This is a genomic window from Pseudomonas sp. 10C3 (assembly GCF_036346185.1).
Taxonomy (GTDB): Bacteria; Pseudomonadota; Gammaproteobacteria; order Pseudomonadales; family Pseudomonadaceae; genus Aquipseudomonas.
In genome coordinates, this window is sequence record NZ_JASJVE010000018.1 from 24,239 (window position 1) to 38,240 (window position 14,002).

Consider the following 14,002-nt stretch of genomic DNA (forward strand, 5'->3'; position numbering starts at 1 on the left):
CAGCGCCCTCCAGTGTCAGCGGGTCGGTACGACTGCCCATCATGCGCTGCGCTTCCCCGATTTCTCGGCGCGATAGACCTCGGCAAAAATATCGGTGATCAGGCGTTGCGGATTGCGTTTATGCACCGCCCGGACTTGCGCGCTCATGCGCAGTAACTCGGGGCTGGGCTTGGCCCATTGTTCTTTGGGCAGCGGTTCCGACCAGTCGCGCATGACCTCTGGTAGCGCTTGGCGGGCCATGCGTTTGACTCGGCCAACCTCCCACTCAGTCAGGTAAAACGGCAGAGTCCAGAAGGTCATGACGTGGAACAGGTACCAGAAAAAGCCATAGACCCAACCGCGCTGCTTGTCGCGGATCTCTTGGTGCAGGCGAGCGCGGGCGTTGCGGAAGGTGTGCAGGCCTTCGTGCGGCGGGTCATCGGGGCCTTGCAGGTCTAGGGGGTCGGTGATCTCTTTCAGGGTGTGGACTTCGTACTCCATGTACGCGCGGATGGCTTCCCAGTTGCTGATGGCGATGGGCAGTGCGGGGCAGACGAACTCCAAGGTAAAACGCTCGCCGCTGGCCTCATGGTAAAAACCCACGCCCATGCCGTATTGACGTTGGACACCGTATTGATTGGCGCCCTGGGCTTGAATCACCCAGGCGGTGACCGATTCCCAAGGCACGATCACGGGTTCGCTTTCGTCGTTGGGGACGAAACAGACTTCACGGCGTTGACGGTTGAAGCGCGTGGGGATGACTTCTTCGTATTTGTTGTGCATGTAGAACCAGATGAGGAGAGCCATGGCGAGAGTAAAAAGGGTGACCCCCACAGTCATTCCCCAGCCAGCTCGGTGCGTACCAGCGATCACCTCCCAAACCTCTGGCAACTCCGCGCCCATCAACATAACCATCAACCCCAAAATCAGCGGCAACAAAAAACCGGTCATGACAAAGCCGTTGAATGGAAGGCCTAAGGTGACCTGCCATGAAAACACCTGCGGCGAACCCAATCCAAAGTCCAAATAAACGTCGTTAAGCTCCCCCACATAGGGACATTGCGGCGGCAGCTGTGTAGGTAAAGGCAATGGGGCCAAGTAGGTGATGCGACCGCTGGGAAACGGCTCCACATCACCCGCCTGCTTGGGTTGCTGAAGCTGCGGTTCGGGCAGGGTAACTTCAGGCGCCTTACTCATCAGCGCCCTCCAGTGTCAGCGGATCGACCGTGAACAACTTCGCCGTATCGTATCGGGGCTCAAAGGGCGCCACCGGGAAAACACCTCCGCCATTAGGGTCCAGCCGCAAATGGTAGAGATGCGTCTGGGCCTCACCCTCGCTGTCGTAGGTTTGCACGGCGACAGCCAGGACCAGTGCGGCCTTGGCCACGGTCGAGGGTCTCTCCCATTCATCCGGGTAATCCAGCCTAAGTATCAATGGCGCGGACTGCACCACCCGCAAACTGGCAATCACCCGCTCACTGACGATGGCCCATTGGTCGCTGTCGAAGCCTCGGTCCCATTGAGCGGTGATGATCCGATACGCGGCGATGCTCAGGCGGTGAGAGGGCGTATCCGACAGAGGTGTTCGCAAGTTGGCGAGACTGAGGCCGGGCAGTGTTAGATGGATCGCGCCGCGCGGCGCTTGGCGCAGCATGTCTTGCCAGCGGTCGCTGTGGAGTTTAGGGCCGACCTGTACCTGTGGCGCCTGCAATAGCCACTTCAGGTTTCGTTGATATTCAACGAGGCTCAGGAATTGACGCTTGTCGCCATCCAGGCTCCAGGGAGTGCTTTCCAGCCATTGATCATGAGGCGAGGTGTTGTGGCGGTTGTAGAGCCAGGTGCCACCCAGTTCAATGACAGTGAAGAACGCGCCCGCCAGATTGACGCGAAAGAACACGGTCGACATCCGTACTCCGGCGGCGGCCCAAGCGGCGATGCGCGCGGCTCGATTGGGCGCGAATATAACTTTGTAAGCAGAGTACAACACGCTGCTGAAATCATAGGTATGACTGATCAGTTGCCCCCCAGCACCCACCATGGCCAACGTCGCGCTGTTTTGAAGTGTACGGTTGCCGCTACGCACAGCCTGCTGCCAATTGCTATGGTGTGCGTTAAGGCTAGCGCCGGTTGCGAAAATTCCAGCGAATGAACCTAGCCCCCCAAGCCCTAAGTGCATCTTGCCCAACTGCACGTGTACATTATTCAAAGCATGCCGCTGAAAAACGCTCGCAAGCGCGGCAGCCCTCGCCGTCAAGGCCGTGTCAAAAATCCCACGAACCGCCGTAAACCCAGAAGCCGCCGTGGCAGTACCGGCAACAACGAATGAACGAAACGCCTCATCGTTCCACGTCTGCGCCTTGGCCTCCCTCCCCACCACCACCAAATTCACCATCTGCGCCACAAACAGCAGCACCCCCACCCCATCGCCCAGCACATTCAGCTTCGGCGCAGTCTGTATCCCCTGGCGCACGTTCCCCATCAAATGTCCCAACTCCTGCTGTTGCGCAGGCGGGAACAGCAAGGTCACGCCCGCCTTGCCCTGCGCGGCGCCGTAGAGTCTGACGGATTCATGGGGCAGCTCGGGGATGGGGCTGATGGCTTTGGCCAGGCGCGCCTCTATCGTGTCCAGTGTCCCGCGAATTTGGTAGATTTCGGCCTGCAATTTTTTCGCTTCGGGCTCTTTGTGGTCCCAGCGACGGATGATCTGGTTGCGCTCATGGGTCACCCGCTTGAGCGCTCGACGCTGCTCAAGCACTTCTTTGAGGTCGTTCTGCAAGGCGGTTTGTTCGGCCGGGGTGGCGAAGGTGAAGGTCGCGCCTTCGCGTTTTGCGGCTTCGAGAATTCGCCCCGGCAGGGCTTTGGGCAGGTTGCGGAACAGTTGGTCCAGGTCTGGCATCTGTTCGCGTTGAATGCCCTGGATGAATGCGCTTTGTATCCGTTCCATTCCGCGACTCAGGGCTGGCGCCAAGGTATCGCGCGCGCCTTCTGCGACCACGCGAACGTTGTCGGGCAATTGATCGAGGGCCGGGAGTCTGCCCTGAGTGATCCGTTGCCACTCGCTGATCCAGTGCGGCAGATTGTTGAGCAACGCATAACCGACGTTGACCAGCGTGGCGTACTGGGTGGTCAGTTGGCTTTGTTCGCTCAACGGCAAGGTATGCAGGAGCGGCAGGCTGAACTGCGGATTTTTCTCCAGCCACTCGAGCATCGCTTGGCTGGACGTGTCGCTGCGGCAGATGTCTTTCAGGCAGGCGTATTCGGCGCTGAACGCCGCCAGTTGCTGCGCGGCCTGTTGTGCATCGAAATACCAGGCGGCACGATGGAAGCGGCCGGCAGCGACCAACGCCACCCGGTCTTCGCTGATGAGGTCGAGCAAGGGATTCCAGCGCGCCAGATTTGCCCTGTGCTCAGCCAGCACGTGATCCATGGCGGCACGGTCGATCAGTTCATTGACGCCGCGCTGCCCGATTTTTGCACCCGCGAGCACGTCCTTGATGCGTTGGTTCTGCTCTTTGCCCAACTGGACCAGCGCCTTGAGGTGGCGCTCGACAAAGTCGTCCGGCGCTGGCCGCATGAACTGGCGAGTGTGATAGCGCCAGTCAACATCCTGAAGGATCACGACCTTTATCGACCCCAAGGCGAGGCTGCCGAAAAAGCCTTGCTCCTTGCGAAACTGATCAAGCGCTTCCTGACGCTCCTCCAGCAAGGCCTCGGGGGGATCGGTTTTTTGACTGGAAACGGCCTGACCGCTGTTATTCAAATGATCGAGTAATGCGCGCCCGGCATGGTTGCGCTGTGGTGACGGCAGGTCATCCAGGTCCTGAAGCATGGCCTTGATCGCCGGATCATCGCTGGCATTGGCCAGTCCCGTCAGGTTGCTTTCATTGAGCAGGGTCAGGGATTCGATGTAACAGGCCAGCAAGTAATCGCGCTCGTTGGCGTTCTCCTGCGCGCCACCCTCGGCCCACCCCTCGATCCAGCCGACCACCGCGTCTTGATAGTTGGCCAGATCGGTCAATACGCCGATGTCGTCGTGCACCACCAGACACAGCGTGTCGTGTTGGTAAAGCGGCAGCACGCGCGTTAGCAGTTCGCCGACATGCGCCTCGCGAAAGCGTTTGGGGGTCTCCCACAGATAAGGCATGCGCTCCTTCGCTGGCAGGTCGGCGTCGGGCAGCAGCGCATCATCTTCGGCCAATTCAGCCAGCCAGCGCTCAGTCTGTTGCAATGTGAGCAGGTCCTTGCCACCGGTTTCGCAATTGACGTTGGCAAGCGCGACAGCTTGCATGAAGTGCGCGCGCTCGTCGGCGCTATTCAGCATCCGGTTGCATTGGTCGGCGGTCCATTGCACGTCGGCAAAACTGACATGCAGGGTGCTGCTCCTGGCAAATACCAAGGCCGGTTCCGCACTTTGCGGTTCACGCTGGTCGTTGCTGACCTCGGCACCTTGCCAGAGCAACGCGCTGATGACGCCTTCGAGAACGCGGTATTCGTGCAGCTCACGGGTCGCGCTGTCGATGATGTACAGCCAGCCGTCACGCAACAGGCGCACGCCCAGCGGCCGGCTTTTCAGCGCATAAGGCAGCGCCAATTCGGTCGACGGATCAGCGCGCTCGACCAGACCGTACCGTAACGGAAGTAACTGCACCTTGGGCTGGCGCAGGGGGCACATGCCGTAGCCGAGGACATCGCCTTTGGATTCGGCGGCGGCAGCGAGGTTGGGGTCTTTGCGGCGATTTTGGGTCATGGGCGGTCCTTGTCTGCCGAGTGGGCCGAGGCCGAGGCCCAGGCGCTTGCCAGTTGGGCGGCTGCGGCGATGCGAGCACTGGGTGTCTGAGCCGACGGGGTGCTCAGCAGCCGCGCAATCTGTGGGTGTTGCTCCAGAGGCGACGAACCCAGCCACGCGAAAATGTTGGCGTAATACGTCAAGTCGGACTGGCTAGTAAAACCCTGCGCGTAGGCGGTGCGGACCTGTCGGTCGAGCGCAGGCCAGCGCTCCGGCAATGGCCTGACGCGGTCGTCGGGAAAATACGCCAGCAGGTGCGCATCGAGTTTCAGTGTGGCTCGACGCAGGTCGACGGCATCCAGCGCAGCATTCTGTTCGGTGCTCAACTCATAACGCTTTGGCAGGTCGGCAGGCGTTGTCAACGCACGTGTGTGCCGATGCCAACCGCCCGTGACACTGTCAGGGATGACCCAGGTATGAATCGGCCCGAACAATCGCTCGTCGCGGGTTTGCGTACTGATCAAAGCGTGCGCCACCGCTGGATCAGCCAGACGTAACATCACCTCGGGCCCCTCACTGACGTGTACCGTCAGCAGTTTGCGCAGATGTTTCGTTAGTTGATTAAGCGGTTCGCGGGTGAACAGCAACGAGCCCCACTCTTGCGCGGCATGTTCGAGGTAGAACTGAAACGCCGGATCGTCGGGCGGCCCGATGGCCACCAACAAGGGGGAAATATCGCGGAGGGCGTTGAAACGCGTTTCCTTGTACAGCGGGATTTTTAGGATGCCGGGCGCACACGCCGTGAGCCTGAGGGGTAAGTCGGGTACCGCTGCGCCATCGAGCAGCAGCACGGCCTGCCCCTGATCCCAAGGCAGGTCCTGAGGAAGTGCAGTGAGCGTATTCATGCTTTCACGGCCTCCTCACAGAGCACGCAGCGTGATCGATGCTCAACGACCAGGTTATGTTTCTGATCGCCCGGTAGAACATCGCGCACCCACACAGGCACCTCGCCGGGTGCCAGCGGCATGGCCGGCGTCCCCGGTACCGGTGCGCCGCCGACCTGGATCGGTGTACTGCTGAAAATCCCTGCCGGATTGATGACGATGTGCTGACCATTAACCGACAACGTCAGGCTGAGGCCACCGTTAATGACGATGTCGCTGCCAGTGATGTGCACTTCTTGGCCGGCAGATATCAACAGGTCGCCACCGACGCGGGTGTGACTGCTGCCAGCGACGTCGAGGTGATCGTCGGCCAACAACTGCACTTTGCGGGCGCCGGTGACGGTGACGTTTTCCTCGGCCTTGAGCACGGTGGTGCTGTTGCCTTGGATGGTTTCCAGACGTTCGTTGCCGATTTCGATGCGGCTGTCGTTCTGGATCAACTGCTCCATGTCGCGCTGGGCGCGGAGGTAGATCAGCTCTGCCCCGCTCCTGTCTTCCAGGCTCAGCTCATTGAAACCAGACGTTTTTCCGGTGCTTTTACTGCGCAACACGGTTTTGGTTTTGTTGTCCGGCAGGTTGTAAGGCACTTGATGGGTGTTGTTGCTCAGGCATCCGACCACAATCGGCTTGCAGGCGTGCCCTTCTTCAAAGGCGACCAACACTTCCATGCCCACGCGCGGGATGGTGACCGCGCCGTATCCGGCGCCGGCCCAGCTGGAGGCCACCCGCACCCAGCAGCTGGTGCTTTCGTTTTCTTCACTGCGGTCCCAGTGAAAACGGACTTTTACCCGCCCGTATTGATCGCAGTGGATTTCTTCTTCGGCAGGGCCGGTCACCACGGCGGTTTGCATGCCTTGAATCTTCGGAACTGGATGCTTGAGGGCCGGCCGAAACTGCACGGTCTCGCGGATAGCGATGAACTCATTGCGATAACCCTGAGTGATTCGACCGGACTCCACCGGCTCGTCACTGACCGCGTACTCCTCTAATACAGCAGGCTGGCGACCGTCATGAAACACCCAAGTCGGTAGCCAGGCCATGTTCCAACCCGGCTCCGGGTGTTCTTCTACCTTTAACGGCGTGCCACTGCGCAGCAAAGGCTGGTCGCTCTGACCTTGAGCGAGTTCAGCATCGCCGCGAAGCCGCTCCAGCGCCCGGCGCGTTCGCACCCGCCCTTGGTGCGCGGTATCAAACTCTCCGGGGTAGATGTACGTCTCAAGGTTCGGAAATACCTTGGAGTCCCGGTCCGCTTCCAGCGAGAGGTGTGCGTTTTTGAAGTCGTAATCGCGGTGGGTGACGCGGCTGGCGCGGGTGCTCAGGCCTACGCCGAACGCCTGGATCACCGGATGCTCTGCCGCCATGCCGTTGATCGGCCGAAACGGCATCACCACGGTGGGATTGCCCGCGTGATAGAACTCGGTTTCCTGATCGGCGAAGATCAGTTGGTGCCCATCGGGGGTGTGCTTGAAGTAATAGAAGTAGCCTTCGGCCTCGCACAAACGGCTGACGAAATGCAGGTCAGATTCATCGTACTGAACGCAATATTCGTGCGGGACCGGTTTTTCCGGGCCGATGTTGAACAGCACGTGCAAACCGTTCAGCAAACCATGTCCCTTGAGCACGTCGCGGAGGATGGCTTCAGTGGTCAGGTTCTGGAAAATCCGCCGATTACTGGCGTGCTGCAAATAGCGCAGAAACGGCACCATTACCAGTTGGTAGTGGCTCAGCCGGGTGCCCACTTTGCCTTTCCGGATGGAGTAGATATGGCCGTGCAGGCCCCGATCGCCAAAAGCCAGATAGGCTTCTTTGTGCAGCAGGCTTTCCAGCTCGCGCGGCGGTCGGTCGGTGACCACATCGACGGTGATGTCGAAGCACTCGCTGATGGCCTCTTCGCCGGAAAAGGCTAGAACGAGCAGCTCGTGGTCCTGGTTTCCTTTGATGCTGAGCATGAACGTTGGGGTGTTGGACATCGGCCGGTTTCCATATCTGAAGGACTCGGCAAGTGTCCAGCAGCAAATCATAGATATATAGATTCCATGGCTGACAGGGTGGGTAGGACGATTCCCATTGTTCAGTGGGGATTTGCTTAAGCACCCTTCGACAGCGCCTGTACGTACTCATTTCTCTGGGCTGAACACGCTCCAATCGGGTGCATCCGACCGGTTGCACCCGTGATATTCCTTTCCCTGCTTCTGTTTGCTTCATGCCAGCCGGTTCTGGGCCTATAATGCTCGCCTTTTTCGCCCAATGATTTTGCGGAGTTGGTGATGGCCGAACGTAAGGCGTCCGTCGAGCGCGACACTCTGGAAACCCAGATCAAAGCCTCGATCAACCTGGATGGCACCGGAAAGGCCCGATTCGATATCGGTGTTCCCTTCCTTGAGCACATGCTCGACCAGATCGCCCGACACGGGCTGATCGACCTGGATATCGAATGCAAAGGCGACCTCGCTATTGACGACCACCACACGGTGGAAGACGTTGGTATCACCTTGGGTCAGGCCTTTAGCAAGGCGATTGGCGACAAAAAAGGCATTCGTCGTTACGGCCACGCTTACGTGCCGCTCGATGAAGCACTGTCGCGCGTGGTCATCGACTTCTCCGGCCGCCCTGGCTTGCAGATGCATGTGCCGTATACCCGCGCCACCGTGGGTGGCTTCGATGTGGACTTGTTCCAGGAATTCTTCCAGGGCTTCGTCAATCACGCCAACGTCACTCTGCACATCGACAATCTGCGTGGGCACAACACCCACCACCAGATCGAGACCGTGTTCAAAGCCTTTGGTCGTGCCCTGCGCATGGCGATAGAGCTTGATGACCGTATGGCCGGGCAAATGCCTTCGACCAAGGGCGTGCTCTGATGCAGACGGTCGCGGTTATCGATTACGGCATGGGTAACCTGCACTCGGTTGCCAAGGCACTGGAACACGTCGGCGCCGGCCGGGTACTGATTACCAGCGATGCCACGGTGATTCGCGAAGCCGACCGGGTGGTATTCCCCGGCGTCGGCGCGATCCGCGATTGCATGGCGGAAATTCGTCGCTTGGGCTTCGATGAGCTGGTGCGTGAAGTCAGTCAGGATCGGCCATTCCTCGGCATCTGCGTCGGCATGCAAGCCTTGCTTGATCGCAGCGAAGAGAACGGCGGCGTTGATTGCATCGGTCTGTTTCCAGGTCAGGTGCGTTTCTTCGGCAAGGATCTGCATGAAGACGGCGAGCACCTGAAAGTGCCGCATATGGGCTGGAACGAAGTGTCTCAGTCGGTGAATCATCCGCTGTGGCATGACATCCCGGACCTGGCGCGTTTCTATTTCGTGCACAGCTACTACATCGATGCCGCCAACCAGCGGCAAGTCGTTGGGCGCGGGCACTACGGCGTCGACTTCGCTGCCGCGCTGGCGGACGGTTCGCGCTTTGCCGTGCAGTTCCATCCAGAGAAGAGCCATACCCATGGCCTGCAACTGTTGCAGAACTTCGCCGCATGGGATGGTCGCTGGTAATGAGCAAGAAGACCAAGCCGCCGATCTTGACCCTCACGCCCGAACAGGAGCGTGAGGCGAATCACAAGATCAAGCGCTTCATGGAGGAGCGCTTCGAGCTGGATCTTGGTTCGTTCGAGGCCGGTGAAATCCTCGAACTGTTTACCCGCGAAATTGCTCCGCATTATTACAACAGGGCGATTTTCGATGTGCAGACGCACCTCAAAGAGAGGTTCGAGAGCATCGAAAGCGACGTGTGGGCGCTCGAGAAAAACTGATTTCCGAGCGATGCTGAACTACTGAATTTGAAGGTTTTCCAGATGCTGATTATCCCCGCTATCGATCTTAAAGACGGTGCCTGTGTGCGTCTGCGCCAAGGCCGCATGGAGGACTCCACGGTGTTCTCCGATGACCCGGTGAGCATGGCTGCCAAGTGGGTGGAAGGTGGCTGCCGCCGTTTGCATCTGGTCGATCTGAACGGTGCGTTCGAAGGCCAGCCAGTCAATGGCGAGGTGGTCACTGCGATCGCCAAGCGCTACCCGCGTTTGCCGATCCAGATTGGCGGCGGTATTCGCTCGCTGGAAACCATCGAGCATTACATCAAGGCTGGCGTCAGCTACGTGATCATCGGCACCAAGGCAGTCAAAGAGCCTGAGTTCGTCGCTGAAGCCTGCCGCGCATTCCCCGGCAAAGTCATCGTCGGTCTGGATGCCAAAGACGGCTTCGTCGCCACCGACGGCTGGGCTGAAATCAGCACCATTCAGGTGATCGATCTGGCCAAGCGCTTTGAAGCGGACGGCGTGGCTGCCATTGTTTATACCGACATCGCCAAAGACGGCATGATGCAGGGCTGCAACGTAACCTTCACGGCGGCGCTGGCTGCGGCGACGCGGATTCCGGTGATCGCTTCGGGCGGTATCCATAATCTGGGCGATATCAAGACTCTGCTCAACGCCAGAGCCCCGGGCATTATCGGTGCGATCACCGGGCGGGCGATCTACGAAGGCACACTCGACGTGGCAGAGGCGCAAGCCTTCTGCGACAGCTACCAAGGCTAAGGAGCAACTCATGGCGCTGGCGAAACGCATCATCCCTTGCCTAGATGTCGACAACGGTCGAGTGGTCAAAGGCGTCAAGTTCGAAAACATCCGCGACGCCGGTGACCCGGTGGAAATTGCCCGTCTTTACGATGAGCAGGGCGCGGACGAAATCACTTTTCTCGATATCACCGCCAGTGTCGACGGGCGTGATACCACGCTACACACCGTCGAACGCATGGCCAGTCAGGTGTTCATCCCGCTAACCGTCGGCGGCGGCGTGCGCACCGTGCAGGACATTCGTAACCTGCTGAATGCCGGTGCGGACAAGGTCTCGATCAACACCGCTGCGGTGTTCAACCCGGATTTCGTCGGTGAAGCGGCGGCGCACTTCGGTTCGCAATGCATTGTGGTTGCCATCGACGCCAAAAAAGTCTCTTTGCCGGGCGAAACGCCGCGCTGGGAAATCTTCACTCACGGCGGGCGCAAGCCGACGGGCCTGGATGCCGTGCTGTGGGCGAAGAAGATGGAAGACCTTGGTGCCGGCGAGATCCTGCTGACCAGCATGGATCAGGACGGTATGAAAAACGGTTTCGACCTGGGTGTGACGCGGGCGATCAGCGACGCGCTGGGTATTCCAGTGATCGCGTCTGGCGGTGTCGGCAATCTGGAGCACTTGGCAGCTGGTGTATTGGACGGGCACGCCAGCGCGGTGTTGGCGGCGAGCATCTTTCACTTCGGTGAATACACTATTCCAGAAGCCAAGGCCTATATGGCCAAGCGCGGCATTGTGGTCCGCTAAGCCCGCCGGCTGATGTCCACTGGACATCAGTCGCGACGCACTGCACTCTGGGCATTGCCATGGATAGGGGTGATGCACGTGTTGAAACGTCTTCTCGTTGCACTCGCAAGTGCGGGTGTTCTGCTGACAGGTCTTGCCCACGGTGAGGCCGCCCCGGCTCAAGGCGCTTCTGGTGGAGATCCCCCCGCCTATTCAGTGGTCTTGCTGACCGAAAATTTTCCGCCTTACAACATGGCGGTCGATGGCAAGAACTTCGCTCCCGAAGACAGGATAAAGGGCATTGCCGCAGAGATCCTGCGCGAAACCTTCAAGCGCGCGGGGGTTGGCTACAGCATGACCCTGCGCTTCCCGTGGGACCGTATCTACAAGCTTGCGATGGTAAAACCCGGTTACGGCGTGTTCGTCACCGCGCGCCTGCCCGAGCGTGAAAAGCTCTTCAAGTGGGTTGGCCCCATCGGCCCGGACGACTGGATCATGCTCGCTCGCGCCGACAGCTCGATTGAGCTGACGACACTGCAGCAAGCGAAGCGGTACCGGATCGGCGCCTACAAGGGCGACGCGATTGCCGAGCAGCTAACCGCTGAGGGCATGAATCCGATCATGGTGTTGCGCGATCAGGACAACGCGAAGAAGCTGGTCGACGGGCAGATCGACCTGTGGGCCACGGGCGATCCTGCGGGTCGTTATCTGGCTCGGGAGGAAGGCGTTATCGGTCTCAAAACCGTGCTGCGCTTCAACAGCGCCGAGTTGTTCCTGGCGCTGAACAAAGACGTCCCCGATGAAATCGTCGCCAAGCTGCAGAAAGCGCTGGATCAAATGCGCGCCGAAGGACGGATTGACGAGATTCTTGGGCGTTACTTGTAACGGCCGCTATCGTGAGGGACTTGGTGCGGTCTCAGCGATAGATCCCATTCTTGCCGTGCGCGGCCATCGCCTGATTGCCACGTACGCTGATCATCCGCCGTAGATCGATCCATTGGATGCCTTGCGCCTTCAGGCGTGGCAGCTCGCGTTCCAGGACGTCGAGAGTCATCGGGTAGGGGTGACCAATCATCACCACGGAACCTTGTTTGTGCGCCAGCTTGATCGCAGCCTCGAACTGAGCGGTGATGGCTGCTGCCGTGCGTTCATCATCGAGAAAAATATCCCGCGAAAGACTGGCCAGACCGATGCGTTGTGCCTCGGCGGCGGCCACGGTGCTGGCGCTGGTGCGGCTGTCGAGCAGAAACAGATGACGGCGTTGCAGTTCAGCCACCAGCCACGTCATGGCCTCTGGCTCGGCGGTCATGCGGCTGCCCATATGGTTGTTGATCCCCACCGCGTAAGGCACGGCAAGGAGCGCCGCGTTCAGGCGCTTTTCCAGCTCGGCAAGCGGGAGTTCGGGATGCCAGGCAAAGGGCCCGGTCGCCGGGTCCATGGGCATATGCAAGATGACCGTTTTGCCCGCGCGATGGGCCTCGCGAGCAAAATCGGCAGCGTGGGGTGTGTCTGGCATCACGGCCAGCGTGACCGGGCCTGGAAGCGTCAGGGCTCGATAGTCGCGGGCCGGGTTTTGCCCGAGGTCATCGATGATCAGGCTGAGGTAGGCAACACGCGGTGGGCCGGTTGTCTTTTCAGGCTCAACCGGCGTTGCATGGGCAACGCCGATCAGGCTGCATGAAAGCGTCAGTAGCAGCCATAAGCGCATGACACTAGTTGCCGCGAGTGACACTCAGGCCCTTAAGCAGGCTCAGTGCCTGGTTCAGCTGGAAGTCATCGTCTTGTGGACGCGCTTTCTTCCCGGCCGATGCCTTGGTGGTCGGTTTGTCCGCGCCGCCATTGCCGTTACCCAAGTGCCCCGCCAGATCGGCTTCCTTGTAGTTCTCGGAATCCACTTCGCTGGTCAATTTGCCACGACGCACTTCGATGTCCGGCAAAATACCCTGAGCCTGAATTGAACGACCATTGGGCGTGTAATACAGCGCGGTGGTGATTTTAATCGCGCGGTCATTGGCCAGCGGCAGAACGGTTTGCACCGAACCTTTACCGAAGCTTTCGGTACCCATCAGTACGGCGCGTTTCTGATCCTGCAAAGCACCCGCAACAATTTCAGCGGCTGAAGCACTGCCCCCGTTGATCAACACCACCAGCGGTACGCCTTCACTGGCGTCGGCCGGGTCGGCGTAAAAGCGCAGTTCGGAGTTGGCGATACGACCCTTGGTGTAAACGATAAGGCCCTTGGTCAAGAACTGGTCGGCCGTTTCAACGGCGGCTTGCAGCACGCCGCCGGGGTTGTTACGCAAGTCAAGGATCAGCCCGCTCATTTTCTTGCCGTTGTCTTTGCGCAGCTTGACCAGCGCCTTGCCGACTTCTTCACCGGTCTTGACTTGGAACTGAGTGATGCGGAGATAGCCATAACCATTTTCCAGCATCTGCGACTTGACGCTCTTGACCTGGATGGTTGCCCGCGCGAGCGTCACGTCGAATGGGGTGCCGCCTTCGCGAATCAGGGTCAGGGTGATTTTTTCACCGATCTTGCCGCGCATCTTGTCGACGGCTTCTTGCATGGTCTGACCACGGGTCGGCGCGCCATTGATCTTGACGATCAGGTCGCCAGCCTCGATGCCAGCCTTGGAGGCGGGCGTGTCGTCGATAGGCGAGACCACTTTGATAAAGCCGTCTTCGATGCCGACTTCGATACCCAACCCGCCGAATTCGCCGCTGGTGCTTTCCTGCAGTTCAAGGAAGTCTTCCGGGCCGAGATAAGCAGAGTGCGGATCAAGGTTGCTGAGCATGCCTTTGATGGCGTTCTCCAGCAGCGTCTTATCGTCTACTGGTTCGACATAGGCGGCTTTGACCCGATCCATGACCTCAGCGAAGGTGCGCAGCTCTTCGAGCGGCAACGGTGCCTTGGCGCCTGCCGAAGTGGCGGCGGCTGCGGGCTTGACGGCCTCGGCGGCTTGCGCCAGAGGAGCACCGATAACGATGGCAATAGCCAGGGCCAGCGAGGTGAGGCGGGACAAATGCAGCATGTCTAACGAACTCCTAAACCTAAAG

General features: G+C 59.6%; 12 protein-coding genes. 6 read left to right on the forward strand and 6 right to left on the reverse strand.

All coding sequences use genetic code 11. The features are described 5' to 3' along the window. Positions 1 to 39: 39 nt before the first annotated feature. From QN399_RS18175 to tssI, 4 genes are read right to left on the reverse strand one after another with little or no spacing between them, the layout of a single operon-like run. Entirely contained in the window at positions 40 to 1,176 is a 1,137-nt protein-coding gene (locus QN399_RS18175; RefSeq protein ID WP_330201368.1) for a hypothetical protein, read from the reverse strand. Beyond that, the gene (locus tag QN399_RS18180) at positions 1,169 to 4,726 is read right to left on the reverse strand and encodes a toxin VasX (protein WP_330201369.1); all 3,558 of its coding nucleotides are present in this window, start codon (positions 4,724 to 4,726) and stop codon (positions 1,169 to 1,171) included. The genes QN399_RS18175 and QN399_RS18180 overlap by 8 nt, the downstream gene beginning before the upstream one ends. After that, complete coding sequence (locus QN399_RS18185) at positions 4,723 to 5,610, reverse strand: DUF4123 domain-containing protein (RefSeq protein ID WP_322277861.1); 888 nt, start codon at positions 5,608 to 5,610, stop codon at positions 4,723 to 4,725. The genes QN399_RS18180 and QN399_RS18185 overlap by 4 nt, the downstream gene beginning before the upstream one ends. Beyond that, entirely contained in the window at positions 5,607 to 7,619 is a 2,013-nt protein-coding gene (gene tssI / locus QN399_RS18190) for a type VI secretion system tip protein TssI/VgrG (RefSeq protein ID WP_330201370.1), read from the reverse strand. Before tssI ends, QN399_RS18185 begins: the two co-directional genes overlap by 4 nt. Positions 7,620 to 7,916: 297 nt before the next feature. Here tssI and hisB point away from each other — a divergent pair, with 297 nt between their 5' ends. The 6 genes from hisB (at position 7,917) to QN399_RS18220 (ending at position 11,830) form a co-directional block, all read left to right on the forward strand. Continuing rightward, a complete protein-coding gene (gene hisB / locus QN399_RS18195) occupies positions 7,917 to 8,510 on the forward strand; it encodes an imidazoleglycerol-phosphate dehydratase HisB (protein WP_219063669.1) in 594 nt (197 codons plus the stop codon). After that, a complete protein-coding gene (gene hisH, locus QN399_RS18200; protein WP_322177360.1) occupies positions 8,510 to 9,148 on the forward strand; it encodes an imidazole glycerol phosphate synthase subunit HisH in 639 nt (212 codons plus the stop codon). Before hisB ends, hisH begins: the two co-directional genes overlap by 1 nt. Further along, the gene (locus tag QN399_RS18205) at positions 9,148 to 9,405 is read left to right on the forward strand and encodes a DUF2164 domain-containing protein (protein WP_219063667.1); all 258 of its coding nucleotides are present in this window, start codon (positions 9,148 to 9,150) and stop codon (positions 9,403 to 9,405) included. Before hisH ends, QN399_RS18205 begins: the two co-directional genes overlap by 1 nt. A gap of 42 nt (positions 9,406 to 9,447) precedes the next feature. Further along, on the forward strand, positions 9,448 to 10,185 hold the full coding sequence (gene hisA / locus QN399_RS18210; RefSeq protein WP_322177362.1) for a 1-(5-phosphoribosyl)-5-[(5-phosphoribosylamino)methylideneamino]imidazole-4-carboxamide isomerase: 738 nt from the start codon (positions 9,448 to 9,450) through the stop codon (positions 10,183 to 10,185). A 10-nt stretch (positions 10,186 to 10,195) separates the two neighbouring features. Beyond that, a complete protein-coding gene (hisF, locus tag QN399_RS18215) occupies positions 10,196 to 10,966 on the forward strand; it encodes an imidazole glycerol phosphate synthase subunit HisF (RefSeq protein WP_322177363.1) in 771 nt (256 codons plus the stop codon). 78 nt (positions 10,967 to 11,044) lie between these two features. Then, positions 11,045 to 11,830, forward strand: coding sequence for an ABC transporter substrate-binding protein (locus QN399_RS18220; RefSeq protein WP_322182982.1), 786 nt, complete (start codon positions 11,045 to 11,047; stop codon positions 11,828 to 11,830). Positions 11,831 to 11,861: 31 nt separating this feature from the next. Here the strand turns inward: QN399_RS18220 and QN399_RS18225 are convergent, their stop codons facing one another. Next, on the reverse strand, positions 11,862 to 12,653 hold the full coding sequence (locus tag QN399_RS18225; RefSeq protein ID WP_322177364.1) for a divergent polysaccharide deacetylase family protein: 792 nt from the start codon (positions 12,651 to 12,653) through the stop codon (positions 11,862 to 11,864). 4 nt (positions 12,654 to 12,657) lie between these two features. Beyond that, a complete protein-coding gene (locus tag QN399_RS18230) occupies positions 12,658 to 13,977 on the reverse strand; it encodes a S41 family peptidase (protein ID WP_322177365.1) in 1,320 nt (439 codons plus the stop codon). Positions 13,978 to 14,002 lie beyond the last annotated feature (25 nt).

What these genes read in the sequence shown, in the direction of transcription:
- hisA (WP_322177362.1), top strand. Translation starts at nt 9,448, where the DNA reads ATGCTGATTATCCCCGCTATCGATCTTAAAGACGGTGCCTGTGTGCGT.
- QN399_RS18225 (WP_322177364.1), bottom strand. Translation starts at nt 12,653, where the DNA reads ATGCGCTTATGGCTGCTACTGACGCTTTCATGCAGCCTGATCGGCGTT.
- QN399_RS18185 (WP_322277861.1), bottom strand. Translation starts at nt 5,610, where the DNA reads ATGAATACGCTCACTGCACTTCCTCAGGACCTGCCTTGGGATCAGGGG.
- QN399_RS18230 (WP_322177365.1), bottom strand. Translation starts at nt 13,977, where the DNA reads ATGCTGCATTTGTCCCGCCTCACCTCGCTGGCCCTGGCTATTGCCATC.
- tssI (WP_330201370.1), bottom strand. Translation starts at nt 7,619, where the DNA reads ATGTCCAACACCCCAACGTTCATGCTCAGCATCAAAGGAAACCAGGAC.
- QN399_RS18180 (WP_330201369.1), bottom strand. Translation starts at nt 4,726, where the DNA reads ATGACCCAAAATCGCCGCAAAGACCCCAACCTCGCTGCCGCCGCCGAA.
- hisB (WP_219063669.1), top strand. Translation starts at nt 7,917, where the DNA reads ATGGCCGAACGTAAGGCGTCCGTCGAGCGCGACACTCTGGAAACCCAG.
- hisF (WP_322177363.1), top strand. Translation starts at nt 10,196, where the DNA reads ATGGCGCTGGCGAAACGCATCATCCCTTGCCTAGATGTCGACAACGGT.
- hisH (WP_322177360.1), top strand. Translation starts at nt 8,510, where the DNA reads ATGCAGACGGTCGCGGTTATCGATTACGGCATGGGTAACCTGCACTCG.
- QN399_RS18175 (WP_330201368.1), bottom strand. Translation starts at nt 1,176, where the DNA reads ATGAGTAAGGCGCCTGAAGTTACCCTGCCCGAACCGCAGCTTCAGCAA.
- QN399_RS18205 (WP_219063667.1), top strand. Translation starts at nt 9,148, where the DNA reads ATGAGCAAGAAGACCAAGCCGCCGATCTTGACCCTCACGCCCGAACAG.